Here is a 25,628-nt window from a genome sequence, read left to right on the forward strand (position 1 = left end):
CGTCCGGAGGCCTGCGCCATGAGCAACCTCGACCGCCGCCCACCCGCCCGTGAGCTCGGCGGACTGGAGGGCACCGCCGCCGGCCCCGTGCTGGACCTGCTGCCGGGCAAGGAGGTGCTGCTGGGCGAGAGCACCCGGGTGCGCCGGCTGCTGCCCACCCTGGGGCGCCGGCTGGTCGGGGCGTGGGCGTTCGTCGACCACTACGGCCCCGACGACATCACCGCCTCCCCCGGCATGCAGGTGCCCCCGCACCCGCACACGGGCCTGCAGACGGTGTCCTGGCTGCTCGACGGCGAGGTGCACCACCGCGACTCGCTCGGCAGCGACGCGCGCATCCGCCCCGGCGACCTCGCCCTGATGACCGCCGGGCACGGCATCGCGCACTCCGAGCAGTCCCCGGCGGAGCACCCGCGGTACCTGCACGGCGCGCAGCTGTGGGTGGCGCTGCCGGAGACCGCCCGCGACACCGCGCCGGCCTTCGCCCACCACACCTCGCTGCCCGGCTTCACCTCCGACGGGCTGACCGCCACCGTGCTCATGGGCAGCCTCGGCGGGGCCACCTCGCCGGGCACCGCGCACACCCCGCTGGTCGGCGCCGACCTGGCACTGACCGCCGGCACGGACGTCGAGCTGCCACTGGAGCCGGACTTCGAGTACGCCCTGCTGGCCTCGTCCGGGTCGGCCGAGGTGGAGGAGGCGCCGCTGGAGGTCGGCGCGATGCTGTACCTCGGCACCGGCCGGCGCACGGTGCGGGTGCGCGCTGCCGGGCCGACCCGGCTGCTGCTGCTCGGCGGCGAGCCGTTCGAGGAGCGGATCGTCATGTGGTGGAACTTCGTCGGCCGCTCCGGTGAGGAGATCGCCGAGTACGCCGAGCGGTGGAACGAAGAGGACGGGCGCTTCGGCGCCGTGGTCGGCTACGACGGCGACCGGCTCGAGGCCCCGCCGCTGCCCCCGGTCCCGCTCAAGGCCCGCGGCCGCGAACGCTAGGGACGGCGCGCCTCCCCCCGAGGAGGTAGAGGAACCGCCGGGTCTCTGTGGAACCCGGACGGCCGGGGCGATGACAGGACCATGAGAGCGCTGGCCCAGGACGAGGAGCGGGTCGCCTTCTGGCGACGGCACACCGTCAGCGGGATCGTGCTGTGCGGGGTCCTGCCGGCGATCATCGCCGTGCGCACGCTGGCCACCGACCCGCCTCGTGGCGGGGCCATCCTCGCCCTGGCCGCGGTGGTGGCCGGGGCGGCTCCGCTGCTGGCGCTGGTCCCGGTCGAGCGGCTGGTCCGTTCCCCGTGGGGCCGGCTGTTCTACGATGCCTGGGAGGCCGCCGGCATCGCCCTGGTCACCACCGTCTGCCTGCTCGACACGGGGGCCGACAGCCCCTACGTGCTGTTCCTGTTCGTCCTGCTGGCGCACGCGGCACTGGCCTACCCGCCGGTCGGTGTGGCGCTGGCCGGCGGCACCATCCTCGTCGGGTACCTGGGCATGGGGCTGGGGGTCGGCGGTGTACCGGCGGACCACGTCCTCGTGGGTGCCCTCGCCCTCGCGGCCGCCACCGCCACCTGCGCCTTCGCGTCCGCGAACCACCAGCGGGCCTACCAGCGCACCGCCGCCTACGCCCAGCAGCTCGCCCTCCTCGCCGAGCGCGACGGGCTGACCGGTGCGCTCAACCACCGCGCCTTCCACCAGCGACTCCGCGCCGAGGCGGCCCGCGCGACGACCGACCGGCCGCTCAGCCTGCTCCTGGTCGACGTCGACGAGTTCAAGACCGTGAACGACACCCTGGGTCACCTGGCCGGGGACGCGGTGCTCCGCCTGGTCGCCGGCTCGATGCAGGAGCTGACCCGCAGCGAGGGCGTCGTCGGGCGCCTGGGCGGGGACGAGTTCGCCCTCCTGCTGCCGGACACCGACCTGCCGGAGGCGACCGGGATCGCCGAGCGGCTCGTGACCCACGTCCGCACCACCGCCGCCCCCTTCGCGGCCACCGTGAGCGTCGGCGCGGCGGCGGTCACGTGGAGCGACCCCGTCGGGCTGCAGGCCACGGCGGACGCGGCCGTGTACCGCGCGAAGCACAGTGGCCGGGACCGTGCCTGTGTGCCCCCCACGGCACTCGACGGCCCGCGGACCGTGCCCGCGACCCCGTCGGGACGCTGACCCCGGCCCCGGTCCGACCCCGCCCCGACGAGGGTCGGCGGGCACAGGACGGCGCCGGAGGGCGTTGCTGCCGGCATGAGCGCCGCCGTGGACCCCCGCATGCTCGCCTTCGTCGCCACCCAGCACGCCGGTGTGCTGGCCACCATCAAGCGCGACGGGCGGCCGCAGCTGTCGAACCTCTTCTACGCGTGGGACGACGAGCAGCAGCTGGCCCGCATCTCGGTGACCGCCGACCGCGCGAAGACCCGCAACCTGCAGGCCGACCCCCGGGCGACCCTGCACGTGACCTCGGCGGACTTCTGGACGTGGGTCGCCGTCGAGGGCACCGCCGAGCTCAGCCCGGTCGCGGCCGACCCGCACGACGCCACGGTCGAGGAGCTCGTCGGCTACTACCGCGCGCTCAGCGGCGAGCACGACGACTGGGACGCCTACCGCGCGGCCATGGTCGCCGACCGCCGGCTCGTGATCCGGCTGCGCCCCGAGCACACCTACGGGCAGGTCCGGGGTTGATGCGCTGAGCCGCGGCCGGCGGGTGGTCGGGGTCGGTCCACCGCACCGGCTCGCGGCTGCGTCCGTCAGCTGCCCGACGGCGGCTGCATCACCGAGAGCGGGGCACCCCACGGGTCCTCCACCACGGCGAAGCGGCCGTACTCGGTGTCCATCGGCGCCATCGTCACCTTGCCGCCGCCGGACTCCACCGTGGCGACGGCCTCGTCGGTGGAGTCGACCGCGAAGCACGCCGTCCAGCCCTTCGGGGAGCCCGGCTGGTGGCCGCCGAGGCCACCGAGCATGCGGTCCCCGATCGCGAAGGTCTGGTAGCCCTCCGCGCCGGGCACCTCGGCCCAGGTGAAGCCGAAGACCGCCGTGTAGAACCCGCGCGCGGCGGCCGGGTCGTCGACCGCGGCCTCGTTCCACACCAGCGACCCGTGCTCGTTGAAGACGCGGTACCCGGTGTGCTGGCCGGACTGCCACAGGCCGAACGCGTTGCCCTGCGGGTCGGCGGCGATGACCATCGTGCCCATCGGCCCGACCTCCATGGGCTCCACGACGACGGCGCCGCCGGCCTCCCGGATGCGGGCGGCCGTGGCCGCGGCGTCGTCGGTCGCGAAGTACGTCGTCCAGCCCGGGGAGTCCCCCGGGTCCATCAGCGGGCCCAGGCCGGCGGCCGGCTCGCCGTTGCGCGTGGCGTTGAGGTACCCGCCGTACTCCGGGTCACCGCCCTCGAACTCCCAGCCGAACAGCCGGCCGTAGAAGTCCTTCGCGGCGTCGATCTCCGAGGCGCCGTAGTCGATCCAGCAGGGGGTGCCGGCCGGCCACGGGGTGTTCCGAGTGGGCATCGCTCCTCCTCGTCGGGTGGGGGGAGGACACCGTGGCACCGGGGACCGACAGTTCCCGGGGGTGCGGGGACGCCGGTCAGAACCGCCCGCCACCGGAGCGGCCGCGGCTGCGCGAGCCGCCGAAGCTGCCCGGACCGCGCCCGCCGCCGCGGGACCCGCCCCCGCCGCCGAAGGAGCCGCCGCCGACGCCACCTCCGTAGGAGCCGCCGTAGCCGCCCGCGCCGCGCCCGCCGCCGAAGAGGATCCCGCCGAGCACCAGGCTGCCGAGGTCCACGCCGCCGCGGCCACCGCCGTATCCGCCGCCGTAGCCGCCGCCGAAGCCACCCGGCCCGTACCCACCGCCGAAGCCGCCGGGCCCGTACCCACCGCCGCCCCAGCCGGCCACGTCGGACTGCGCCCGCTGCAGCGCCTCCTGGGCCAGCGTGTCGGCCAGCTGGGCCTCGCGCACCGCGCCGACCGGGTCGGTGCGGCCCTGCGCGACCGCGAGGTCCAGGTGCCGCTGCGCCTCGGCCAGCCGGGTGCGGGCCTCGGGGCCGACGGCACCGCGGCGGGTGCTGATGAAGTCGCCGGCCGCCGCGATGCCGGAGCGGGCCGTGAGCAGCGCCTGGTCCAGCGACGCCGCGGCCCGCCGCGCCCGCTGCTCGGCGTCCCGCGCCACGGCGAGCGCCTGCTCCAGCGCGATGTCGGCCTCCTCCAGCTGGCGGAGGGCCGCCATCGGGTCGGGCAGGCCGCCGTCGGCCGGGCGCAGCGCCGCGTCGGCCGAGGTCAGGGCCTCCTCGGCCCGGGCCACCTGCGGCCGCAGCCCGCTGCCGGTGCCCCCCGCGACCAGCGCGCGGGCCTCGGCGAGGTCCTCCTCGGTCTCGGCCCGCACCTGCGCCACCCGGACCTCGGCCGCCTGCAGGTCGGTGCCCAGGCGGGCGACGGCGTCCATCAGCGTGCCGGTCTGGGCGAGCGCGTCCTCGGCGACCCGGATGTCCCCGACAGCGGCGCCCGAGCGCCCGGCCGCGATCTCGTCGCGTGCCTCGGCGATCTCCTGCTCGGCGGCGTCCAGCCGCGCCCGCGCCTGCACCAGGTTGTCGGCGACCGGCGCCAGCGCGGTGGCGGCGTAGCGGCGCTGCAGCGCGGCGAAGCGCTCCTCCTCGGCGGGCAGCCGGCCGCGCAGCGCCGTGGCGCGGGAGGACAGCGCCTCGAGGGCCTGCGGCGCGGTGCGCTCCAGGTCGCGCAGCCGGTCGAAGGCCTCCGCCTGCTCGTCGAGGCGGGCGTCGGCCGCGGCGGTCAGCTGCAGCATCTCGGCCAACACCCGCCGCTTCGTCGGCTCGTCCTCCGGGTGCTCGTCGTCGAGCTGCTGGCGCAGCGAGAAGGCCCGGGCCAGGTCCTGCTCCGAGGCGGTCAGCGCCTCGGCGAAGCCGGCGACCGCCTCCTGGCCGTACTGCAGCCGGGCGTAGTCCAGGTCGAGCCGGGAGGTCTTGACCGCCTCGTCCAGCTCGAGCAGCGCCGTGCTGGCCTGCGCCTCCAGCTGCTCGGTGGGGACGCCGGCGTGCGGGTCGGGCCGCTCCAGCCGCTGGGTGGGCGGTGGCCCCTGCCGGCGCCGGCGGGACCGCGAGACCAGGTAGGCCCCGCCCGCGGCCGCCGCGATGCCGCCCACGACCGCCACCGTGCCCAGCCCGCTGCCGCCGTCGCCGCCACCGCTGCCCAGCCCCTCGGCGAAGGCGACGGCCGCCCCGTCGAAGTCCCCGGCGGTGAGCTCCGGCTCGACGTCGGAGGCGATCAGTTCCTCGATCTCCTGGTCGGAGAGCCGGAAGTCCGCGGGCGGGTTGTACGCGTAGCGCCGGTCCTCGACGGCGACCGCGAACAGGACGTCGTTGCCGCCCAGCCCGGACAGCTCGGCGGTCCGGGTGCCCCACTCGGCCGGATCGAGCCCGTCGAAGGAGTCGACGTAGACGACGAACAGCTGCAGCTGCTCCTCGGCCTGCAGCTCGGCGACCGCGGCCTCGACCGCCGACTCGTCGCCGACGAGCACGCCGGCGCGGTCGGTGACCTGGTCCGGCACGTCGAACGGTGGCTCGGCCAGCGCCGGGCCTCCGCCGAGGAGGACCAGGGCGGCCAGCGGGACGAGGACGGCGGGCAGCCGGCGCACGGGAGGACCTCCGGGGTTCGGGTGCGGCGACCCTACCCGCGCCGGCCGGTCTGACCCGTCGCTCCCGGGGGTAGGGCTGCGGGCCCGAGACCGTTGGAGGACGCATGACCGAGCCCGACCGGATCCCCGCCGCCGACCTGCCGCCGGGTGCGGTCCGCCGCGTCGGCGACTGGGCCGTCGGCAACCGGGACGGCCGGTACTTCGCCGTCTCCCGGCGCTGCCGCCACCAGCTCGCCGACCTCTCCGAGGGCAGCATCGACGCCGAGGGCTGCCTGGTCTGCCCGTGGCACCAGAGCCGCTACGACGTCCGGACCGGCGAGATGGTCGAGGGCCCGCACGGCTTCCTCGGCTACCACGGGCCGACCCCCGGCTACACGCAGTTCGTCCGCGCCTACGCCCGGGTCCTGCGGCTGCGGGTCCGCCGGGCGCTGCGCCGTGGGGACGACGTCGTCCTGGAATAGCCCCGTCCCGGGACCCCGGCCCCGTCCGGGGGCTCGCGCCGAGCGTGCGCGGCGCGAGGGGGACGGGGCCTTCCACTGCGGAGGGTGAGAGGACGCGGCCCTCCCTCAGGACGCGGGGAGAACTCCCTCCACCTGGGCGAGGGCCTGCCAGGTCGCCCGGCGGCGGGCCTGCTCCTCGGGGTCGGGCACCGGCAGCGAGGCCAGCAGCCGCTGGGTGTAGGGGTGCCCGGGCGCGCCGAGCACCTCGGCACCGGTCCCCTCCTCGACCAGCCGGCCGCGGTGGAGCACCGCGATCCGGTCGGCGAGCAGGTCGACGACGGCGAGGTCGTGGCTGATGAACAGGCACGCGAACCCGAGCTCGCGCTGCAGCTCGGCGAAGAGCTCGAGCACCCGCGCCTGCACCGACACGTCGAGGGCGGAGGTGGGCTCGTCGGCGATGAGCAGCTCGGGGTCCAGCGCCAGCGACCGGGCGAGGCTGGCCCGCTGCCGCTGCCCGCCGGAGAGCTCGTGCGGGAAGCGGTCGCCGAAGCTCCTCGGCAGCTGGACGGCCTCGAGCAGCTCGTCGACCCGGCCGCGGGCGGCGCGCGGGTCGTCGGCCCGGTCGTTGACCACCAGCGGCTCGGCGACCGCCTCGGCGATGGTGAGCAGCGGGTTGAAGCTCGACGCCGGGTCCTGGAAGACGAAGCCGATCCGCCGGCGCACCGGCCGGAACGCCTTCTCCCGGACCCCGTTCATCTCGGCGCCCAGGACCTGCAGCGACCCGCCGGTGACCTTCGTCAGACCGGCGATGGCGCGCCCGATCGTGGTCTTGCCGCTGCCGCTCTCCCCGACCAGCCCGAGGACCTCCCCCGGCCGGATCGCGAAGCTGACGCCGTCGACGGCGACGAAGTCCGGACGCCGCAGCCGCCCCGGGTACACGATCCGCAGGTCGCGGGCCTCGACGACCGGCGCCGCGTCGGTCCAGCCGGCCGGCCGGCGGGACGCCCGCTCCTCCGCGCGGGCCCGGCCCTCCCCGAGGCGGGGCACCGAGGCCAGCAGCTGCTGGGTGTAGGGCTCCCGCGGCGCGGAGAACAGCGTCCGGACGTCGGCCTGCTCGACGACCCGCCCCTGGTACATGACCGCGACCCGGTCGGCCAGGTCGGCCACCACGCCCATGTTGTGGGTGATCAGCACGATGGCGGCGCCGAACTCGTCGCGGCAGCGGCGCAGCAGGTCGAGGATCTCGGCCTGTACGGTGACGTCGAGGGCGGTGGTCGGCTCGTCGGCGATGATCACGCCGGGGTCGAGCACGAGCGCCTGGGCGATGACGATGCGCTGCTTCTGCCCGCCGGAGAACTGGTGCGGGTAGTGGTCGACCCGCTCCTCGGGGTCGGGGATGCCGACCCGCCGGAGGACGTCGATCGCCCTGGCGCGGGCCTCCTTGCGACTGATCCGCCCGTGCGCGCGCAGCCCCTCGGCGATCTGCCAGCCCACGGGGTAGACCGGGTTGAGCGCGGTCGACGGCTCCTGGAACACCATGGCGGCGTCCCGCCCCCGCACCTCCCCCAGCTGACGGCGGGACAGCGTGACGACGTCGTGCTGCTCGGCGCCGTCCCGGCTGCGCAGCAGCACGGCCCCGCGGGTGGTGGCGGTCTCCGGCAGCAGACCGAGGATGCTGCGCGCGGTCACCGTCTTGCCGCTGCCGCTCTCGCCCACGACGGCGAGCACCTCGCCGGCGGCGACCGACAGGCTCACCCCCTGGACGGCGGCGATGGTCCCGGCGTCGGTGGCGAAGGCGACCGACAGGTCGTCGATGGCGACGACGTCCTCGCGTGCGGTGGTCATCGGTGGGTCTCCTCGATCCCGTCCAGGCCGCCCGGGCCCGCGTCCAGCGCACCGCCGGGCACGACCGGCGTCTCCGCGGTGTCCGCCGACCCCGCGGCGCGGCGGCTGCGCAGCCGGGGGTCGGCCAGGTCGTTGAGGCTCTCGCCGACCAGGGTCAGCCCGAGCACGACCAGCACGATCGCCAGGCCGGGGAAGATCGACGTCCACCAGATGCCGCTGGTGACGTCGGACAGGGCGGCGTTGAGGTCGTAGCCCCACTCCGCGGCCGCCGTCGGCTCGATGCCGAAGCCGAGGAACCCCAGCCCGGCGAGGGTCAGGATCGCCTCGGAGGCGTTGAGCGTGAGGATCAGCGGCAGCGTGCGGGTGGCGTTGCGCAGCACGTGCCGGGTCATGATCCGCCAGTGCCCGGCCCCGACCACGCGGGCGGACTCGACGAAGGCCTCGTTCTTGATCCGCACCGTCTCGGCACGGACCACGCGGAAGTACTGCGGGATGAACACCACGGTGATCGAGATCGCCGCGGCCAGGATGCCGCCGAACAGGCTGGACTGCCCGCCGCTGATCACGATCGCCATGACGATGGCCAGCAGCAGCGAGGGGAAGGCGTAGACCGCGTCGCAGACCACGACCAGCACGCGGTCCAGCCAGCCGCCGAAGTAGCCCGACACCAGGCCGAGCAGGACGCCGGCGAACAGCGAGAGCACGATCGCGACGAGGATCACCAGGATCGCGGTGCGCGAGCCGTGGACCACCCGGGAGAGCACGTCGTAGCCGCCGACGGTGGTGCCCAGCCAGTGCTCGGCCGACGGCGGCTGCTGCGCGCCGAACGGTCCGTCGGCGTCGCGCAGCTGGGCGTGCCCGTAGGGCGCCAGCAGCGGGGCGAACAGCGCGGTCAGCAGGAACAGGCCGGTGAGCATCAGGCCGGCGACGAGCATGCCGCGCTGCAGCCCGACGCTCTGCCGCAGCTGGTGGACGACGGGCAGCCGGCGCCATCCCCGTCGGGACGGGTCGGTGCGGGGCGCGTCCTCGGGAGGAGCGGTCACGGAGGTGGCCATCAGTACCTCACCCGGGGGTCGATGAGCGCGGCGATGACGTCGACGACGAAGTTGGTGACCGCGACGATGACCGCGAGCAGCGCGACGATGCCCTGCACGGCCACGAAGTCGCGGGCCTGCAGGTACTGCGCCAGCTGGAACCCCAGGCCCTTCCACTCGAAGGTCGTCTCGGTGAGCACCGCGCCGCCCATGAGCAGCGCGACCTGCAGGCCGATCACCGTGATGATCGGGATGAGCGCCGGGCGGTAGGCGTGCTTGCGCAGCAGCCGGCGCTCGGCGACCCCGCGGGAGCGGGCGGCCTCGACGTATCCCGTGCCGAGCGTGCCGATGACGTTGGTGCGCACCAGCCGCAGGAACACCCCGGCGGTGAGCAGGCCGAGCGCGACGGCCGGCAGCACCGCGTGCTCCAGGACGTCGAGCACGACCTCGCTGTCGCCCAGGCGCAGGGCGTCGACGAGGTAGATGCCGGTGGGGTCGTCGAGGAACTGCAGTTCGATCTCGGCGCGGGTCGAGGCCCGGCCGGCGACCGGCAGCCAGCCCAGCCCACTGGCGAAGACGAGCTTGAGCACCAGCCCGGCGAAGAAGACCGGGGTGGCGTAGCAGAGGATCGCGAAGACCCGCAGGACGGCGTCGGGCCACCGGTCGCGGGCGTAGGCGGCCAGCCGGCCGAGCGGGATGCCGACGGCGAAGGCCACGACCAGCGCGTAGACCGCCAGCTCGAGGGTCGCCGTCCCGAAGGTGGTGAGCACCTCGGTGACCGGGCGGCGGTCGGACAGCGTCGTCCCGAAGTCGCCGGTGAAGACGTTGCCGAGGTACTCGAGGTACTGCACGAACAGGGGCCGGTCGTACCCGGCCTCGCTCACCCGCTGGGCGAGCTCCTCGGCGGTCAGCCGACCGCCCAGCGCCGCGGTGATCGGGTCACCGGTCGAGCGCATCAGGAAGAAGACCGTCGTCACCAGGATGAACACGGTGGGGATGATCAGCAGGAAGCGGACGAGGACGTAGCTCCCCAGTCCCCCGCTGCCGCGGCGGCTGCGTGCCGCCGGTGCGTCCTCCTGGGCCGGGTCGCCGGCCGCGAGCTCGGTCGCTGCTGTGGTCATGCCATCACTTCCGCACATGGAGGCCCCGGGTGGCCCCGCCGTGGCGGCGGGGTCACCCGGGGCCGGTGTCGCTACCTTCTCAGGCCGGTCCGGTCAGCCCTGGCTCAGGGCCCCGTAGCGGAACTTGAAGGACGGGTCCAGCGTGTCCGCCGCACCCTCCACCCCGGTCCGGACGACCGCGACCTGGGCGCCCTGCAGGTAGGGCAGCGTGGACAGGTCCTGCGCCTCGAGCTGCTGGATCTGCTCGATGAGGGCCTGGCGCGCGGCCGGGTCCGGCGTGGTCGCCTGCTGCAGGATCAGGTCGTTGACCTGCGGGTTGCTGTAGTGGTTGGCGAGGAAGTTCTCCGTCAGGAAGAACGGCGTCAGGTAGTTGTCGGCGTCGGAGTAGTCCGGGAACCAGCCCAGCTGGTAGGCCGGGTAGACGTCGGCGACGCGGTCCTCGGAGTACTGCACCCACTCGGTGGTCTGCAGGTCGACCGTGAACAGCCCGCTGGACTCCAGCTGGTCCTTGATCAGGGCGTACTCGTCACCGGAGGACGGCCCGTAGTGGTCGTTGGAGTACTGCAGGGACAGCTGCACCGGGGTCGTCACGCCCGCGGCCTGCAGCACCTGGGTGGCCTTGTCGGCGTCCGGGCCACCGTTGCCGTCGCCGTAGAGGTCCTGCAGCGGCGTGATCGCGCCGGTGAGGCCGTCGGGCACGTGCGAGTACAGCGGGGTGTAGGTGCCCCGGTAGACCTGGTCGGCGATCTCCTGGCGGTCGATCAGGTGGGCCATGGCCTGGCGGACCGCCTGCGCCTTGGCCGGGTCGGCCTCCGGCGTGGTCGCACCGTAGGGCTGGGTGTTGAAGTTGAAGACGATGTAGCGGATCTCGCCGCCGGGGCCGTCCACGACCTCGACCTGGTCGTTGCCGCGCAGGTCGTCGATGTCGGTCGCCGACAGGCTGCGGAAGGCGACATCGATGTTGCCCTCCTCGATGTCGAGCTTGAGGTTCGAGGAGTCGGCGTAGTAGCGGACGTTGACCTGCGAGGTCGCCGGCTGGCCCAGCAGCCCCTGGTACTCGGGGTTGGCCTCGTACGAGATCAGGTTGTTCTGGTCGTAGTTGGTGATCACGTACGGCCCCGCGAAGGCGTTGCCGTCGACGATCTCCTGGTCCGGGGTCAGCGCGGTCGCCGAGAAGACCTCCTCGTCGACGATCGGGCCGGCCGGGCTGGACAGGATCTGCGGGAACGTCTGGTCGTTGCCGCTGGCCAGGTTGAACACGACCGTGGTGGGGTCCGGGGTGTCAACGCCGGCGAGGTTGGCCAGCAGCGCGGCGGGACCGTTCGGGTCGTTGATGGCGACCATCCGGTCGAAGGTGAACTTCACGTCCGACGAGGTCAGCTCGTGGCCGTTGGCGAAGGTCAGGCCCGGCTTGAGGGTGACCGTGTACTGGGTCGGCGAGGTGAACTCGGCCGACTGGGCGATGTCCGGCTCGACGTCCGGGCTGCCGTAGTTGGTGTTCATCAGGAACGGGAACACCTGGTTCATCACGGCGAACGAGCCGTTGTCGTACGAACCCGCGGGGTCGATCGTGGTGATCTTGTCGCTGGTGCCGATCGTCAGCGCGTCCCCGCCACCGCCGCCGCCGGAACCGCCGCCCTCGTCGCCACCGCCGCCGCACGCGGCCAGGGCCAGTGCGGTCACCGCGAGGCCCGCTGTGGCGACGCGCGTGCGCCGCCCACCCGTCGAAACGGAAGTCATCCGCCTACCTTCACTTCTTCCTGAGGACCCGCGTGGACGCCGAACAGAACGTGCGTCATCCCGGGCCGTGGGTGTCGATCACCCATGCGTAGCACGGGCGCCGCGCCTTCCCGAAGGTCCGCAGGCGACCGTTACGCGCTCGTGACTGCCGCACCCGAGCCGGGGAGGACGGGCGGCCCCCTGCAGGGTCCCGCCGCCGGGCCCCGTCCCGGGCCCCGCCCTGAGCTCGCGGAGGGTGGGGAGGACGGGGTCCTTCTTCAGGCGTCGATGCGGCGACGGCCCTCGAACGCCCGACCCAGCGTGACCTCGTCGGCGTACTCGAGGTCGCCGCCCACGGGCAGGCCGCTGGCCAGCCGGGAGACCGCCAGCCCCAGCGGGCCGACCAGGCGGGCCAGGTAGGCGGCGGTCGCCTCGCCCTCGAGGTTGGGGTCGGTGGCGATGATCAGCTCGGTCACCGTGCCGTTCATCAGCCGGGTCATGAGCTCCTTGACCCGCAGGTCGTCGGGGCCGATGCCCTCGATCGGGCTGATCGCGCCGCCGAGCACGTGGTAGCGGCCGCGGAACTCGCGGGTGCGCTCGATCGCGACGACGTCCTTGGGCTCCTCGACGACGCAGATGACGTCGTCGGCCCGCCGCGGGTCGCGGCAGATGCGGCACTGCTCGCCCTCGGCGACGTTGTAGCAGGTGCTGCAGAACCGGACCTCGGCCTGCACGCGCTGCAGCGCCGCGACCAGCCGGCCGACGTCGGCCGACTCGGCCGCCAGCAGGTGGAACGCGATGCGCTGGGCGCTCTTCGGCCCGACGCCGGGCAGCCGGCCGAGCTCGTCGATGAGGTCCTGGACGGCCCCCTCGTACACGGTGTCCCTCTCGTCGGGGCGGGGTGGGCGGGAAGGGCGCGCGGCCTCAGAGGCCGGGCAGCCCCAGGCCGCCACCGAGGCCGCCGGCGAGCGGCCCCATGCGGCTGGCGGTGAGCTCGTTGACGGCGCGGGAGGCGTCGCGGAAGGCCGCGACGACGAGGTCCTGCAGGCTCTCGACGTCGTCCGGGTCGACGGCGGCGGGCGCGATCGTCACCGCGGTGACCTCGCCCTGGCCGGTCATCGTGACGCTGACCAGGCCGCCGCCGGCCGTGCCGGTGACCTCCTCCTGCGCGAGCTGCTCCTGCGCGGCAGCCAGCTGCTGCTGCATCTGCTGCGCCTGCTCGAGCAGGCGTGCCATGTCGGGCTGGCCTCCGGGGAACATGACCCGAGAGTAGGCCGAGGGACCGACACGTGCGGGGACCTCGGCGTCCTCAACCAACCGGTTGACAACTCCGCCGGACGGGTCCACGCTCTTCCTCAACCGAATGGTTGAGGAAGGGAGGACACCCGATGGCCGCCGATCCGCTCTCCCGGGTCTTCGCGGCCCTGGCCGACCCCACCCGGCGCGACATGGTCGCCCGGCTGGCGGGAGCCGACGCCACCGTCGGCGAGCTCGCCGAGCCCTACGACGTGAGCGTCCAGGCCGTCTCCAAGCACCTGCGGGTGCTCGAGGACGCCGGCCTGGTCAGCCGCAGCCGCGACGCCCAGCGGCGTCCGGTGCACCTCGAGGCCGAGGTCCTCGACCTCATGACGACGTGGATCGAGCGCTACCGGCGGCAGGCCGAGGAGCGCTACCGCCGTCTCGACGACGTCCTGGCGTCCATGCCGGACGACGTCTCCCCCACCCACCCCACCGACGACACCACCCCTGGAGGGAACCCGTCATGAGCACCACCACGCACGAGACCCGGATCGACGTCGACCCCGACGTCCCCCTGGTCCGCATCACCCGCGAGTTCGACGCCCCGCCCGCGAAGGTGTTCCGCGCGCACACCGACCCCGAGCTGGTCGCGCGGTGGCTGGGCCCGCGCGGCCTGGAGATGTCGATCGACCACTACGACTGCCGCACCGGCGGCTCCTACCGGTACGTCCACCGGCGGGGCGACGAGGAGTACGGCTTCCACGGCTCCTTCCACGAGGTGCGGCCCGACGAGCTGATCGTGCAGACGTTCACCTTCGAGGGCGAGCCGGACGGCGTCGCGCTGGAGAAGCTCGTCCTCGAGGACCTCGGCGACGGCCGCACCCGGCTCACCTCGACCTCGCTCGTCGACTCCTTCGCCGCCCGCGACGCGTTCGTGGCCAGCGGCATGGAGGTCGGCGTCCGCGAGGGCTACGAGCGCCTCGACGAGGTCCTCGCCCAGGGCTGAGGCAGCGGCCTCAGCCGTCGAGCGGGCGGGCCCCGAGGTGGGTGCGCAGCAGCGACAGCGCCGCCTGCTCGGGGTCGACCGCCGGCTCGGGCTCCCGGTCGCCCCCGGCCCCCTCGGCGGCCCGTTCGGCCATGAGCTCGCTCGCCTCGGCCGCCTCCGCGGCCCGCGCCGCCTCGCGGGCGGCCTCCGGGGAGACGGTGCGGCCGGGCGCGGGCTGGCCGGCGCCCCCCACCACGACCTGCACCTTCCAGCGGACGCCGAGGAGCTCCTGCAGCGCCTGCCGGACGATGTCCTTGTTCAGGTCGTCGCCGAGCATCTTGGCCAGCGCCGGTGACGTGGCCGCGAGGGTGAGCACCCCGTTGGTGAGGTCCTGCACCTGGGCGCTCCTCAGCAGCGCCTCGGTCGTGCGCTTCTGCCCCCGCACGACCTTCAGCAGCTCGGGCCACACCCGGCGGACGTCGCCGGCGTCCAGGCTCCCGTCGCCGGCCGACTCGGGCGGGTTGGCCGTGACCACCGGCATCGGCTCGCTGCCGCGCGGTGCCGGCGAGGACTCCGCGGCGGCCCGCGGCGCCGACGTCGCGGCCGGGCGGGGCTGCTCGACCCGCGCCGCCGCGGCCGCGGCTGCGGCCGGCTGGGGCGGGTGCGGCCAGTCCTCGTCGTCGGTCGGCTCCGGCGGCAGCGGGATGTCCGGTTCCCCGACGGCGACGCGGGGTGGCCGCCGCTCCTCGGCCGCGGCCGGCGCGGGGGCCGCCGGGGCCGGGGCGCCGGGGCGGGACGGTGCGCCCGAGCCGGGCGGGGTGGTCTCCGGCCAGCCGTCGTCAGCCGGGACGGCGGGACGCGCGGGGGCGCCCGACCCCGGCTCGGCGGTCTGCGGCCAGCCGTCGTCGGCCGGCGGGCGGGCCGCGACCGGCTCGGGCCGGGTGGGCTCGGTACGCGCCGGCCCGGTCGGCTCCTGCTGGGCACGGGCGGGCTCCGGGCGGGCGGGCTCGGCGCGGGGAGGCTCGGGAGCGGGGCGCGGCGCCGGCTGTGCGGGCGTGCCCGGCGCCTGGGCGGCGACCTGCGACCTGCGCACGAACTCGCGCACGGGTCGGGCGGGCTGCTCGGGGGCGGTGTCGGCGGGCTCCGGCCGCGCCTCGCGGACCGGCGCGGCGGGACCGGCGGGCTCGGCCGTCGGCCGGCCGGCGTGCTCGCCGGCGATGGACATCCGCCGCTCGAGGCGCTCCAGCCGCTGCAGGGTGGCCACCTCCGAACCGTCGGTGGCCGGCAGCAGCATCCGGGCGCACACCAGCTCGAGCAGCAGCCGCGGGGCCGTCGTCCCGCGCATCTCGGTCAGGCCGGCGTGCACGGTGTCGGCCATCCGCGACAGCGTGGCCGAACCCAGCGCCTGGGCCTGGGAGCTCATCAGGTCCAGCCGGTCGGGCGGGCAGTCGAGCAGGCCGTTGCCCCCGGCGTCGGGGACGGCGTCGAGCACGATGAGGTCGCGCAGCCGGTCGAGCAGGTCGGTGGCGAAGCGGCGCGGGTCGTGCCCGGCCTCGACGACCCGGTCGACGGCGCGGAAGACGCCGGGCGCGTCGTGCGCGGCGAGGGCGTCGATCGTCTCGTCGAGCAGCGCGTCGTCGGTGACGCCGAGCAGGCCGACGGCGTCCTTGTAGGTGACGCCGTCGGACCCGGCACCGGCGAGCAGCTGGTCGAGGATGGACAGCGAGTCGCGGACCGAGCCGCCGCCGGCGCGCACCACCAGCGGGAAGACGGTCGGCTCGACCTGCACGCCCTCGGCGGCACAGGTCTTCTCCAGCAGGCCGCGCAGCGTCGTCGGCGGCACCAGGCGGAAGGGGTAGTGGTGCGTGCGCGAGCGGATGGTCGGCAGCACCTTGTCCGGCTCGGTGGTCGCGAAGACGAAGACGAGGAACTCCGGCGGCTCCTCGACCACCTTGAGCAGGGCGTTGAAGCCCTGCGTGGTGACCATGTGCGCCTCGTCGACGATGTAGACCTTGTAGCGGCTGTTCACCGGTGCGAAGAAGGCCCGCTCGCGCAGGTCGCGGGCATCGTCGACACCGCCGTGGCTGGCCGCGTCGATCTCGATGACGTCGATCGAGCCGGGGCCGTCGGGCGCCAGCGACACGCAGGACGTGCACACCCCGCAGGGGGTGGACGTCGGCCCCTGCTCGCAGTTCAGCGACCGGGCGAGGATGCGCGCCGAGGAGGTCTTCCCGCAGCCCCGCGGGCCGCTGAACAGGTAGGCGTGGTTGATCCGCCCGCCGTCGACGGCGTTGACCAGCGGGGCGGTCACGTGCTCCTGCCCGACCACCTCGGCGAAGGTCGCCGGGCGGTACTTCCGGTAGAGCGCCAGAGCCACGCAGGCAGGTTACGTGGAGGAGGCGACGGATCGGCGGACGCCGTTGCGGACCGGTCGCGGGGGCCCGGCGGCCCCTCCAGGGCACCGCCCCGAGCGCGCCAGGGGCGGGGAGGAGGGGGTCCCTCCACCGACCCGGACACGGGCAGCGGCTCCACGCAAGCCGGGAACGGCACCTGGCCGCGGTGCCGGCCGGTAGGCCGACAGAAAGCAGGGACCCCCCGCGCACCCGCCAGAGCCCGCTTATCCTTGCTGCCTTCCGGCCCTGGGGAGGTTCACAGGGTGACGCCACACGAGGGGTCTGCACCCACTGTAGAGGAAATCCCGCGCGGGCCGGTCGCCACCCCCGCTACCCTCCGCGCCATGACGCACCGGCACGTCCTCGTGCTGCCCCCGCCGCGCTCCTGACCCGGAGCACCGCGGGCTGACCCGATCCCGGCGCCAGACGCCGGGCCCCTGTGCCGTGCTCCGGACCGCCCCTCCCCGATCCGGACCCGCCCAGGAGCGTCGTGTTCACCACCCCTGCCGCGTCGCGCGGCTTCCCGTTCGTCGTCCTCGCCGCCCTCTTCTGGGGCACCTCCGGTGTGAGCGGCCGCATCGTGGCCGAGCGCACCGGCCTCGGCCCGCTGGACATCGCCTGGCACCGCATGGCCCTCGGCGCCGTCGTCCTGCTGGCCGGGTACCTGCTCACCCGGCGCCGCGACCAGTCGGCCGCCGTCCCGCTGACCCGCCCGCTCGCCGTCCGACTGGCCCTGGTCGCCGCCGGGCTGGCGGTCTACCAGCTGGCCTACTTCGCCGCCGTGGCCACAGCCGGGGTCAGCGTCGCCACGCTCGTCGCGCTCGGCCTGGCGCCGCTGCTCATCGCGCTCGGGGGGACGGCGCTCGGCGCCGGGCGGCCGGACCGCGCCACCGCCACCGCCCTCGCCGTGGCGCTCGTGGGCCTCGTGCTGCTCGTCGGGGTGACCGCCGGCGCCTCGGCCGGGACGGCGGTGCTGCTGGGCGCGCTGCTGGCGTGCGGGTCGGCCCTGGGCTACGCGGTCGTCACGCTGGCCGCCGGGGACGTCCCGGCCGGCGTCCCGGTGACCCTGGTCGGCTTCGGGGGCGGTGCGCTGCTGCTGACGCCGGTCGCCCTGACCGCGGGTCTGGACCTCACCGGCGACCCCGTGGCGCTCGCGACGCTGCTCTACCTCGGGGCCGTGCCGAGCGCCGCGGCCTACGTGCTGTTCTTCCGCGGGCTGCGGACGGTGCCCGGCGCGGTCGCCGGCATCGTCACGCTGCTGGAGCCGGTGACGGCGACGGCGCTGGCCACGGCGATCCTCGGCGAGCTGCTGCCGCTCGGGGCGCTGGCCGGCGGGGTGCTGGTGCTGGCCGCCGTGGCCGGGCTGTACCTGCGGCGTCCGGCAGCAGCCGAGCACGAGGCCGTGGCGGAGCCGCGCGGCTGAACCGCCCGGGGACGACGGAGGCCGGCACGCGGCCGCGGCACGGCGGAGACGGGGCCGGCGCAGGGGTCGGCGGCGGATACTGTCCTCGCCGCATCCGGCATCCGGATCGCGGATCCGGGCGGCGCCGACCCGGGAGGTCGACATGACCGAGGTTCCGCAGTGGCGCCTGGTGGGCGACTGGTTCGACGTCTGCAGCTGCACCGTTCCCTGCCCCTGCACCTTCGCTCAGCCGCCCACGAACGACCACTGCCAGGGGGTGCTGGCCTGGCACATCCGGGACGGCCGGTTCGGGGAAGTGCGGCTGGACGGCCTCAACGTGCTCGGCGTCGCGGAGTTCGAGGGCAACGTCTGGGCCGAGGCCGACGTGGCGATGGGCATGTTCGTCGACGACCGCGCCGACGAGGCCCAGCAGCGTGCACTGCAGGCCGTCTTCGGTGGCGAGGCGGGCGGCTGGCCGGCGGCGTTCGCGCAGCTGGTCAACGACGCGCGGGGCGTGACGCTGGCGCCGATCACCGTCGAGGTGGCCGGGGACCTGAGCACCTTCCGCGCCGAGGTGCCCGGACGCGTGCTGGCCTCGGCCGAGGCGCTCACCGGCCCGACCACCCCACCGGGGGCGCGCGTGCAGCTGCACAACGCGCCGGGCGCCGAGGTCGGCCCCGGGCAGGTCGCCACCTGGGCGGTCGGGACGAGCGAACGGGTGGACGTCCCCGACTTCGGGTTCACCTGGGAGTGGGGGAACCGGTCGTCGAAGCACTTCCCGTTCGACTGGCACGGACCGGACGAGTGACCGTTCGTCGCCACGGCCGTCGACCTGCGGCGGCATGCACCCCCGGATGCGCGTGAGGCCCCGCCGGCACCCTCGATGGGGCCGGCGGGGCCTCTCGTGCTGCGGCCGGTGACCAGCGGTCGGCCCCGGGCGGCGGAGGATGGGAGATTCGAACTCCCGAGGGGTTGCCCCCAACCCGCTTTCCAAGCGAGCGCCATAGGCCACTAGGCGAATCCTCCAACTGCGCCCGCCAGGATACCGGTCCTCGCACGGCCGGTCGCCCGCGGCACCCGGCGTGGCGCACCGACCGAGGCGCGACCGGGGTGGTTACGCCTCGGCCAGGTGGGGCACGCTGCACCGGACGTCGAACCACCGCTACGCGCGACGACAGGAGATCAGCCCCCATGGACGAGACCGACCGGCTCCGGCCCGACGTCGTGGAGGCGATCGTCGCGGTCCTCAAGGGAGCCGACCCCTCCGAGCTGCCGGCCTCGGCGACCAAGGAGGAGAAGGACGCCGCCAAGGACCGGTACCTCTCGGAGTTCGTCGCCGAGCGCAGCAAGCGCGACCGGCAGACGCGCGCCTGGGAGCTGCTGCTGACCCGCAGCTACGACGAGCCCCCGACCTGGCAGCGTCTGTTCGACGACCTGTCCGCCGACGTGGTCGAGGAGCTCGGCGAGCTCTACGACGTCCTGCCCGCGGGTGCTCAGGAGGAGTACGCCCGCCGGTACGGCGTCCCGAGCGGCGTCTGACCGCGGCTCCGGTGCCGGCGGCGGACGAGGGGGACACACCGTGAGCAGACCCGGCCACCTCGTGGCCGGGCGATACCGCCTGGTCGAGCGCGTCGGCGGGGGCGGCATGGGTGCCGTCTGGCGGGCCTCCGACGAGCTGCTCGGGCGCCAGGTCGCCGTCAAGCAGGTGCTGCCGCCCCCGACCGCCGACGAGACCGTCATCGCCCAGCAGCGCCAGCGGGCGCTGCGCGAGGGCCGGATCGCCGCGCGGCTGTCCCACCCGCACGCCGTCGCCGTCTATGACGTCGCCCTCGAGGACGGCGCGCCGTGGCTGGTGATGGAGTACCTGCCCTCCCGCAGCCTGGCCGAGGTGCTGCACGAGGACGGCGTCCTGCCGGTCGACCAGGTGGCGCAGATCGGCGCCCAGGTGGCCGACGCGCTGGCCGCCACGCACGCCGCGGGCATCGTGCACCGCGACGTGAAGCCGGCCAACGTGCTCATCGGGCGCGGACCGCGGGTCGAGGGCCTGGTCAAGATCACCGACTTCGGCATCTCGCACGCCAGCGACGACGTGACGCTCACCCAGACCGGCCAGATCACCGGCACGCCCGCCTTCCTCGCCCCCGAGGTCGCGCGCGGCGGGGAGGTGACGCCGGAGAGCGACGTCTTCTCGCTCGGCGCGACGCTCTACACCTGCCTGGAGGGCCAGCCGCCGTTCGGCATGGACGACAACGCCCTCCGGCTGCTGCACCGCGTCGCGGGCAGCGAGGTCATCCCGCCGCGCCGGGCCGGCTCGATGACCGGCACGCTCACCCGGATGCTGGCCGCCGACCCGGCGGACCGGCCGACGACGACGGAGGTCCGCGACGCGCTCGCCCGCCTCGCCGTCGGCCGGGACGGGGACCCCACCACGGTCCTGCTGGCGCGCACGAAGCTGCGGTCCTCCACGAACCGGGCGCGGACGGAGGAGATGGGCACCGGGGCGCTGCCCGCCGCCGGTGCGGGCGCTGCCGCCGCGGCCGCCGTCGGCGACCCGGGCACCGCCGTCCAGGACGTGCCCGCCGGGCCGCCCACCCCGGCTCCGCCGACGGCGGCACCCGCCGCCGCGGAGCGCCCACGACAGCCGAGGCGGCGGCGCGGGCCGGCGCTGGCCGCGCTCCTGGTGCTCGCCGTCCTGCTGGCCGGCGGCGCCTTCTGGCTGACCACCCGCGGCGACGCCGGGACCAGCGCCGACGCCGGGACCGGCCCCGAGGCCCCCGCCGCGTCGTCCGCGCCCGCCGACGACGCCAGCCCCCCGGCGGAGCGGCCCTCCCCCACGCCGGAGCCCTCCACGCCGGAGCCCTCCACGGCGGAGCCCTCCACGGCGGAACCGACGCCGTCGGCCACCGAGGAGGGCCCGACGAGCGAGCCGTTGTCCGGCGAGCCGGAGCAGGTCGTCGAGCAGACCCTGGACCGGTACTACGGCCTGCTGCCCGACGACCCCGACGCCGCCTACGACCTGACCGGCCCGTACCTGCGGTCCCAGGCCGGCCCCGGCTACTACCGCGGCTTCTGGGAGCCCTGGGCGGAGGTGGAGCTGCGCGACGTGCGGGAGGTGCGGCAGGACGGGGCCGGCGTCATCACCGCGACCACCGAGGTCCGGTTCACCGGGGACGACGGCCACGAGCAGACCGAGACGCACCAGATCCGCCTCGTGCAGGACGACGACGGCGACTGGCTGGTCGACATGGACCTGCTCGCCTGATGGAGGACCCCGTCCTCCCCGCCCCTCGCAGGTCCGGGGCGGTGCCCTGGACGGGGCCAGGACCACGACGGCGGCGCCCCGGAGGCGGGACGCCGCCGTCGATCTGCGGTGGCGGTGGGATTTGAACCCACGGAGGCTTGCACCTCACACGCTTTCGAGGCGTGCTCCTTCGGCCGCTCGGACACGCCACCGTCGAACAGACTACAGGCCCCGCTGACGACGGAAGAACGCGCGTAGGAGCGTGGCGGACTCCTCGGCCCGGACCCCGCCGGTGACCTGCGGTCGGTGGTTGAGCCGGCGGTCGCGGACGACGTCCCACAGCGAGCCGGCCGCACCCGCCTTGGGGTCGTCGGCGCCGTAGACGATCCGCTCCACGCGGGCGAGCACGCCGGCGCCGGCGCACATGGTGCAGGGCTCGAGGGTGACCACGAGCGTCGTCCCGGTCAGGCGCCAGCCGTCGCCGTGCACCCGCGCGGCGGCGCGCAGCGCCAGGACCTCGGCGTGCGCGGTCGGGTCGCCCCGCTTCTCCCGCTCGTTGGCGGCCTCGGCGAGCACGGTGCCGTCCGGCCCGAGGACGACGGCGCCGATGGGCGTGTCGCCCCACTCGACGGCGGCCGCGGCCAGCTCGAGCGCGCGACCCATGGCGGCGTCGACGTCGGTGCTCACCGCGCCTCCCCCGGGGAGACGGCCACCGACCTGGTCCCCGGGGAGTCGGGCGCTGCTTCCCCAGCGAAGCAGCGCCCGACTCTCCGGGGGGAGACCTGGGGCGGGGGCGGGGGCGGGGTCACGAGGCAGCGCCGTCCCGCAGCTCGATGCCGACCAGCGCCGACAGCTCGTCCAGCGCGACGGCGGGGTCGACGACCTTGATCGTGTGCATGCCCATCGCGCGCGCGGGCTTGAGGTTGATGCCGAGGTCGTCGAGGTAGGCGCAGTCGGAGGGGGCGAGGTCGCGGCCGACCGCCTCCGAGAGCCGGGCCAGGGCGCGGCGGTAGATCTCCGGCTCGGGCTTGCGCACGCCCTCCACCGAGGACTCCACCACCGCGTCGAACAGCTCCAGCAGCTCCCCCAGCCGGCCGGTGCGCTCCATCGGGGCCACGTTGTTCGACAGCAGCGCCAGCGGCACACCCGCCGCCCGCAGCCGCCGCACCGCCTCGACCACCTGCGGGCGCAGCTCGCCGGCCAGGGCGGCCAGCACCCGCCGGGCGTCGAGCCGGTGTCCCGCGGCCAGCGCCTCGGCCTCGAAGGCGTCGGTGAAGCCGGCGGCGTCGAGCTCGTTGCGCTCGAAGCGGGCCCAGGCGTTGGTGTCGGGGTCGGTGCTGTTGAGCCGCACGATGAGGCCCTCGGGCAGCCCCGCCTCGGCCTCGTAGGCGGTGAAGGCGGTCATCGGGCTCTCGGTGATCACCCCGCCGAGGTCGAAGACCACAGCGGTCGCCACGGCGGTCACGGGCGCACCGCCGCGGCCAGCTCGTCGGCGAAGCCCAACCGGCCGGCGATCGCGGCGACCATCTCGTCGGCCCACAGGTCGTCGGCGGTGACGATCGGCCGCAGCTCGTCGGCCGGCAGCCCGTCGTCGGCGAAGACGTCGAGGTCCCCGCCGGGCCAGCCGGTCTCGTCGTCGTCGAAGGCGCCCTCGGCGTCGACCCCGATGCCGTAGCGCTCCACCACCTCGGCGGCGAGCAGCCACTCCTGCATGGTGGCGTCGGAGATCAGCGCCCGCACCAGCCCGCCGGGCCCGTGCCGGAGGACGACGAAGTACAGCCGCGAGTCGACGACCACGACGAACGGGCCGGGCCAGTCCTCGGCGCCCGGGTCGCCCAGCGCCCGCTCCAGCGCCGGCAGCTCGTCCCCGGCGTCCGCCGCGAGCAGCTCCACCCGCCAGCCCCCGCCGGGGCGGCTCACCCGCACCGCCCAGCTGGTCGGCGTCCCCGGCGCGCTCATCGCCGCCGCAGCATCGTCAGGCCGTCGGACAGCGGCAGCAGCACGGTCTCCCAGCGGGGGTCGGCGGCCAGCGCGGCGTTGAGCTCGACGAGCGCCCGGTCGTCGTCGTTCTGCGGGTCGAGCACGCGGCCGTTGCGCAGCGTGTTGTCCAGCAGCACGACGCCGCCGTCGGTCATGCGGGGGTGCAGCTGGTCGACGTAGTCGGCGTAGCCGGTCTTGTCCGCGTCGACGAAGGCCAGGTCGAAGGTCTGGACGGCGGGCAGCGCCCGCAGCGACTCGTGCGCGTCGCCCAGCCGCAGCTCGATCCGGTCGGCCAGGCCCGCGCGGGCCCAGTACCGCCGGGCCACCGCCGTCCACTCCTCGCTGGTGTCCAGGCACAGCAGCGAGCCGTCGTCGGGGAGCCCCCGGGCCACGCAGAGCGCGGAGTAGCCGGTGAAGGTGCCGATCTCGACCGCCCGGCGGACGCCGAGGGCCCGGGTGAGCAGCTGCATGAAGGTGCCCTGCTCGGGCGCGATCTGGAAGGTCGGCGGCACCTCGCCGCGGTCGGCCATCGCGGCGGTCTCGGCGAGCAGGTCGGCGGCGACGTCGTCCGGCCGCTCGGAGCTGGCCCGGACGTAGTCGGCGAGTTCGGGCGTGAGGAGGAACGACCGCGGCGTCATGGCGTGGAGCCGCAGGTCGACGAGGGGGCCGTCATAGCCTCCGATCATGGCCGATCCCGCTCCGGACGACGGAGCCGACGTCGCCCCCGCGCTGTTCACCCGGCTGGCCGCCGACCCGCTGGCCGGCCTGCTCGGGATCCGGCTGGAGCAGGTGCGGCCCGGCTACGCCCGCGCGGCGATGACGGTGGGCCCGCAGCTGCTCAACGCGGTCGGCACCGCGCACGGCGGCGCCACGATGGCCCTGCTCGACGTCGTCCACGCGGCGGTCAGCAACAGCCACGGCACGGTCGCGGTGGCCCAGGACGTGCACACCGAGTTCCTCGCCCCGGGCCGGCCGGGCGACCGGCTGGTCGCCGAGGGCACCGAGGTGCACCGCAGCCGGCGCACCGCCGTCTACCGCATCGAGGCCCGCGCCCAGGACGGCCGGCTGGTGGCCACCGCGCTGGCCCGGGTGTTCCGGACCGACACCGCCTGGGAGGACCGGTGACCTCCTTCCCCGTGCCGACGATGCCCGCCCCCCCGGTCGGCGTCGTCGGGCTGGGCCAGCTGGGCGGGTCGCTGGCCGCCGCCCTCGCCGCGGCCGGCCGGGAGGTGACCGGCTGGGACGTCGACCCCGCCGCCCGGGAGGCGGCCGCCGCACGCGGGGTGCGGATCGCCCGCGAGCTGCGCGGCGTCGTCGTCCTGGCCGTCCCGCTGCCGGCGATGGCCGCGGCGCTGGACGGCCTCGACGTGGACCCGGACGCCACCGTCACCGACCTGGGGTCGGTCAAGGCGCCGGTGCTCGCCGAGCTGGGGCCGGCGCTGGGCGGGCGCTACGTCGGCGGGCACCCGATGTGCGGCACCGAGCGCTCCGGGCACGAGGCGACCGACCCGGGCCTGTTCACCGGTGCCCGCTGGGCGCTGTGCCTGGAGCCGGGGACCGAGCTGCCGCGCTGGCTGCGGGTGGCCGAGGTGGCGCTGGCCGTCGGCGCGGAGGTGGTGCCGGCGACGGCGGCCGAGCACGACGACGCCGTCGCCGCGGTCAGCCACGTGCCGCACCTGCTGGCGGCGGCCCTGGCCGCCGCCGCCGGGGAGGCCGGCCCGCTGGCGCTGGCGCTGGCCGCCGGGAGCTTCCGCGACGGCACCCGGGTGATCGGCAGCGACCCGGACTTCGTCACCGCGATGGTGCAGGGCAACGCCGGCCCGACGGCGGCCGCGCTGGCCCGGGTGCTGGAGCAGCTGGCGCGACCGTGGCCGGAGCTCGTGGCCGCCGGGCACGCCGTGCGTGCGGGGAGTCCGGCGGGACGGCGTCCGGTGCGGGTGCCGCTGGAGCGGGCCGCACTGCTGTCGCTGGGCCGGGCCGGCGGCGCGGTCAGCCGGCGGCTGGCGGCGTTCGTCGAGGGCTACGTCCCGGATCGCTGACCGTTTCGGCCGCGCGGCGGCGGGCAGGGAGCGTCCATGGACGACAGCGAGATCCGCGGCCGCATCGAGGCGCTGGTCGAGGAGGAGCGCCGACTGCGGGACAGCGGCGAGCACACCGACGAGCAGCGCGCCCGCCTCCGGCAGATCGAGGAGGACCGCGACCAGCTCTGGGACCTGCTGCGCCAGCGGGACGCCAAGCGCCAGTACGGGGAGGACCCCGACGAGGCCCGGCCCCGGCCCGAGCAGCAGGTCGAGGGCTACCTGCAGTAGCAGGACCCTCCTGCCCCCGCCGCTCGCACGCTCGCGGCGGGCCCTGCAGGAGGGCCTCAGGCCGGGCCGCGGTGGGGGCACAGCGCCCGCGTGCCGAGCAGGGCGAGGTGCCACAGCAGCCGGGCGCGCGGGTCGGTCACCTCGTGCCCGGTCAGCGACTCGATGCGCCGCAGCCGGTGCATGACCGTGTTGCGGTGGCAGCAGAGCTCGTCGGCGGCGCGGGTCGGTGACCCGTCAGCGGCGAGGAACGCGGCCAGGGTGTCCAGCAGCACCGCCCGCTCCTCCGCGGGCAGCTCGA

At 75.5% G+C, this 25,628-nt stretch carries 27 protein-coding genes, 2 tRNA genes and 1 other RNA gene; 13 read left to right on the forward strand and 17 right to left on the reverse strand.

Features of this window, described 5'->3' with window-relative positions:
• The first annotated feature begins 18 nt into the window (after positions 1–18).
• The 3 genes from BLS21_RS13450 (at position 19) to BLS21_RS13460 (ending at position 2,658) form a co-directional block, all read left to right on the forward strand.
• Entirely contained in the window at positions 19–987 is a 969-nt protein-coding gene (locus BLS21_RS13450) for a pirin family protein (protein ID WP_091219004.1), read from the forward strand.
• Positions 988–1,068: 81 nt separating this feature from the next.
• On the forward strand, positions 1,069–2,148 hold the full coding sequence (locus BLS21_RS13455; protein WP_091219006.1) for a GGDEF domain-containing protein: 1,080 nt from the start codon (positions 1,069–1,071) through the stop codon (positions 2,146–2,148).
• A gap of 75 nt (positions 2,149–2,223) precedes the next feature.
• Positions 2,224–2,658, forward strand: a complete 435-nt coding sequence (locus BLS21_RS13460; RefSeq protein ID WP_091219009.1) for a PPOX class F420-dependent oxidoreductase — start codon at positions 2,224–2,226, stop codon at positions 2,656–2,658.
• Positions 2,659–2,723: 65 nt separating this feature from the next.
• On the opposite strand, the gene BLS21_RS13465 is transcribed toward BLS21_RS13460, so the two are convergent.
• Complete coding sequence (locus BLS21_RS13465) at positions 2,724–3,485, reverse strand: VOC family protein (RefSeq protein ID WP_091219012.1); 762 nt, start codon at positions 3,483–3,485, stop codon at positions 2,724–2,726.
• A 76-nt stretch (positions 3,486–3,561) separates the two neighbouring features.
• Complete coding sequence (locus tag BLS21_RS13470; protein WP_091219014.1) at positions 3,562–5,622, reverse strand: TPM domain-containing protein; 2,061 nt, start codon at positions 5,620–5,622, stop codon at positions 3,562–3,564.
• 104 nt (positions 5,623–5,726) lie between these two features.
• On the opposite strand from BLS21_RS13470, the gene BLS21_RS13475 reads away from it, so the two are divergent.
• The gene (locus BLS21_RS13475; RefSeq protein WP_091219017.1) at positions 5,727–6,083 is read left to right on the forward strand and encodes a Rieske (2Fe-2S) protein; all 357 of its coding nucleotides are present in this window, start codon (positions 5,727–5,729) and stop codon (positions 6,081–6,083) included.
• A 105-nt stretch (positions 6,084–6,188) separates the two neighbouring features.
• Here BLS21_RS13475 and BLS21_RS13480 read toward each other — a convergent pair whose 3' ends face one another.
• The 6 genes from BLS21_RS13480 to BLS21_RS13505 form a co-directional block, all read right to left on the reverse strand.
• Positions 6,189–7,907 (reverse strand): dipeptide ABC transporter ATP-binding protein, encoded by a 1,719-nt coding sequence (locus BLS21_RS13480; protein WP_091219020.1) that lies wholly within the window; start codon positions 7,905–7,907, stop codon positions 6,189–6,191.
• Positions 7,904–8,962, reverse strand: coding sequence for an ABC transporter permease (locus BLS21_RS13485; protein WP_091219023.1), 1,059 nt, complete (start codon positions 8,960–8,962; stop codon positions 7,904–7,906). Before BLS21_RS13485 ends, BLS21_RS13480 begins: the two co-directional genes overlap by 4 nt.
• Positions 8,962–10,062: an ABC transporter permease gene (locus tag BLS21_RS13490; RefSeq protein ID WP_091219027.1), complete on the reverse strand. Its 1,101-nt coding sequence runs from the start codon at positions 10,060–10,062 to the stop codon at positions 8,962–8,964. Before BLS21_RS13490 ends, BLS21_RS13485 begins: the two co-directional genes overlap by 1 nt.
• Before the next feature lie 93 nt (positions 10,063–10,155).
• Entirely contained in the window at positions 10,156–11,745 is a 1,590-nt protein-coding gene (locus tag BLS21_RS13495; protein WP_245700396.1) for an ABC transporter substrate-binding protein, read from the reverse strand.
• 314 nt (positions 11,746–12,059) lie between these two features.
• Entirely contained in the window at positions 12,060–12,659 is a 600-nt protein-coding gene (gene recR / locus BLS21_RS13500; protein ID WP_091219032.1) for a recombination mediator RecR, read from the reverse strand.
• 46 nt (positions 12,660–12,705) lie between these two features.
• Entirely contained in the window at positions 12,706–13,041 is a 336-nt protein-coding gene (locus BLS21_RS13505) for a YbaB/EbfC family nucleoid-associated protein (protein ID WP_091219034.1), read from the reverse strand.
• Positions 13,042–13,169: 128 nt separating this feature from the next.
• Here BLS21_RS13505 and BLS21_RS13510 point away from each other — a divergent pair, with 128 nt between their 5' ends.
• Both BLS21_RS13510 and BLS21_RS13515 read left to right on the forward strand, forming a co-directional pair.
• Entirely contained in the window at positions 13,170–13,547 is a 378-nt protein-coding gene (locus BLS21_RS13510) for an ArsR/SmtB family transcription factor (RefSeq protein WP_091219036.1), read from the forward strand.
• On the forward strand, positions 13,544–14,026 hold the full coding sequence (locus BLS21_RS13515) for an SRPBCC family protein (protein ID WP_091219038.1): 483 nt from the start codon (positions 13,544–13,546) through the stop codon (positions 14,024–14,026). Before BLS21_RS13510 ends, BLS21_RS13515 begins: the two co-directional genes overlap by 4 nt.
• 10 nt (positions 14,027–14,036) lie before the next feature.
• Here the strand turns inward: BLS21_RS13515 and BLS21_RS13520 are convergent, their stop codons facing one another.
• Positions 14,037–16,382: a DNA polymerase III subunit gamma and tau gene (locus BLS21_RS13520; protein WP_091219039.1), complete on the reverse strand. Its 2,346-nt coding sequence runs from the start codon at positions 16,380–16,382 to the stop codon at positions 14,037–14,039.
• A gap of 206 nt (positions 16,383–16,588) precedes the next feature.
• Positions 16,589–16,684, reverse strand: an RNA gene (ffs, locus tag BLS21_RS13525) — signal recognition particle sRNA small type.
• Positions 16,685–16,888: 204 nt separating this feature from the next.
• Between ffs and BLS21_RS13530 the strand changes: the two genes are divergently transcribed.
• Together BLS21_RS13530 and BLS21_RS13535 are read left to right on the forward strand one after the other, a co-directional pair.
• Positions 16,889–17,821: a DMT family transporter gene (locus BLS21_RS13530; protein ID WP_091219042.1), complete on the forward strand. Its 933-nt coding sequence runs from the start codon at positions 16,889–16,891 to the stop codon at positions 17,819–17,821.
• 142 nt (positions 17,822–17,963) lie between these two features.
• A complete protein-coding gene (locus tag BLS21_RS13535; RefSeq protein WP_091219044.1) occupies positions 17,964–18,608 on the forward strand; it encodes a DUF1326 domain-containing protein in 645 nt (214 codons plus the stop codon).
• Between the two features lie 133 nt (positions 18,609–18,741).
• On the opposite strand, the gene BLS21_RS13540 is transcribed toward BLS21_RS13535, so the two are convergent.
• Positions 18,742–18,826 (reverse strand) — tRNA-Ser (locus BLS21_RS13540).
• Positions 18,827–18,991: 165 nt separating this feature from the next.
• On the opposite strand from BLS21_RS13540, the gene BLS21_RS13545 reads away from it, so the two are divergent.
• Together BLS21_RS13545 and BLS21_RS13550 are read left to right on the forward strand one after the other, a co-directional pair.
• On the forward strand, positions 18,992–19,339 hold the full coding sequence (locus BLS21_RS13545) for a hypothetical protein (protein ID WP_091219046.1): 348 nt from the start codon (positions 18,992–18,994) through the stop codon (positions 19,337–19,339).
• Positions 19,340–19,379: 40 nt separating this feature from the next.
• Positions 19,380–21,062 (forward strand): serine/threonine-protein kinase, encoded by a 1,683-nt coding sequence (locus BLS21_RS13550; RefSeq protein WP_217636120.1) that lies wholly within the window; start codon positions 19,380–19,382, stop codon positions 21,060–21,062.
• 106 nt (positions 21,063–21,168) lie between these two features.
• Here the strand turns inward: BLS21_RS13550 and BLS21_RS13555 are convergent.
• From BLS21_RS13555 to BLS21_RS13575, 5 genes are all read right to left on the reverse strand, one after another.
• Positions 21,169–21,253, reverse strand: a tRNA-Ser gene (locus tag BLS21_RS13555).
• A gap of 10 nt (positions 21,254–21,263) precedes the next feature.
• Positions 21,264–21,728 carry a nucleoside deaminase gene (locus BLS21_RS13560; RefSeq protein WP_217636121.1) on the reverse strand — a complete coding sequence of 155 codons (465 nt, stop codon included), beginning with the start codon at positions 21,726–21,728 and terminating at the stop codon, positions 21,264–21,266.
• A 118-nt stretch (positions 21,729–21,846) separates the two neighbouring features.
• Positions 21,847–22,506 carry an HAD-IA family hydrolase gene (locus BLS21_RS13565; protein WP_091219049.1) on the reverse strand — a complete coding sequence of 220 codons (660 nt, stop codon included), beginning with the start codon at positions 22,504–22,506 and terminating at the stop codon, positions 21,847–21,849.
• Positions 22,503–23,000 carry a tRNA adenosine deaminase-associated protein gene (locus tag BLS21_RS13570; protein ID WP_091219051.1) on the reverse strand — a complete coding sequence of 166 codons (498 nt, stop codon included), beginning with the start codon at positions 22,998–23,000 and terminating at the stop codon, positions 22,503–22,505. Before BLS21_RS13570 ends, BLS21_RS13565 begins: the two co-directional genes overlap by 4 nt.
• Positions 22,997–23,707 (reverse strand): O-methyltransferase, encoded by a 711-nt coding sequence (locus tag BLS21_RS13575; protein ID WP_245700397.1) that lies wholly within the window; start codon positions 23,705–23,707, stop codon positions 22,997–22,999. Before BLS21_RS13575 ends, BLS21_RS13570 begins: the two co-directional genes overlap by 4 nt.
• Between BLS21_RS13575 and BLS21_RS13580 the strand changes: the two genes are divergently transcribed.
• The 3 genes from BLS21_RS13580 to BLS21_RS13590 are packed head-to-tail and all read left to right on the forward strand — an operon-like array spanning position 23,706 to position 25,330.
• Positions 23,706–24,146, forward strand: a complete 441-nt coding sequence (locus BLS21_RS13580) for a PaaI family thioesterase (protein ID WP_091219053.1) — start codon at positions 23,706–23,708, stop codon at positions 24,144–24,146. The two genes, BLS21_RS13575 and BLS21_RS13580, sit on opposite strands and share 2 nt — an antisense overlap.
• Positions 24,143–25,060, forward strand: a complete 918-nt coding sequence (locus BLS21_RS13585) for a prephenate dehydrogenase (protein WP_091219055.1) — start codon at positions 24,143–24,145, stop codon at positions 25,058–25,060. The genes BLS21_RS13580 and BLS21_RS13585 overlap by 4 nt, the downstream gene beginning before the upstream one ends.
• 36 nt (positions 25,061–25,096) lie before the next feature.
• Positions 25,097–25,330 carry a DUF2630 family protein gene (locus BLS21_RS13590; protein WP_091219058.1) on the forward strand — a complete coding sequence of 78 codons (234 nt, stop codon included), beginning with the start codon at positions 25,097–25,099 and terminating at the stop codon, positions 25,328–25,330.
• A gap of 56 nt (positions 25,331–25,386) precedes the next feature.
• On the opposite strand, the gene BLS21_RS13595 is transcribed toward BLS21_RS13590, so the two are convergent.
• Positions 25,387–25,602, reverse strand: coding sequence for a helix-turn-helix domain-containing protein (locus BLS21_RS13595; protein WP_245700398.1), 216 nt, complete (start codon positions 25,600–25,602; stop codon positions 25,387–25,389).
• Positions 25,603–25,628: the final 26 nt, after the last annotated feature.

Source organism: Geodermatophilus siccatus (assembly GCF_900103785.1).
In the GTDB taxonomy this organism is placed as follows: Bacteria; Actinomycetota; Actinomycetes; order Mycobacteriales; family Geodermatophilaceae; genus Geodermatophilus; species Geodermatophilus siccatus.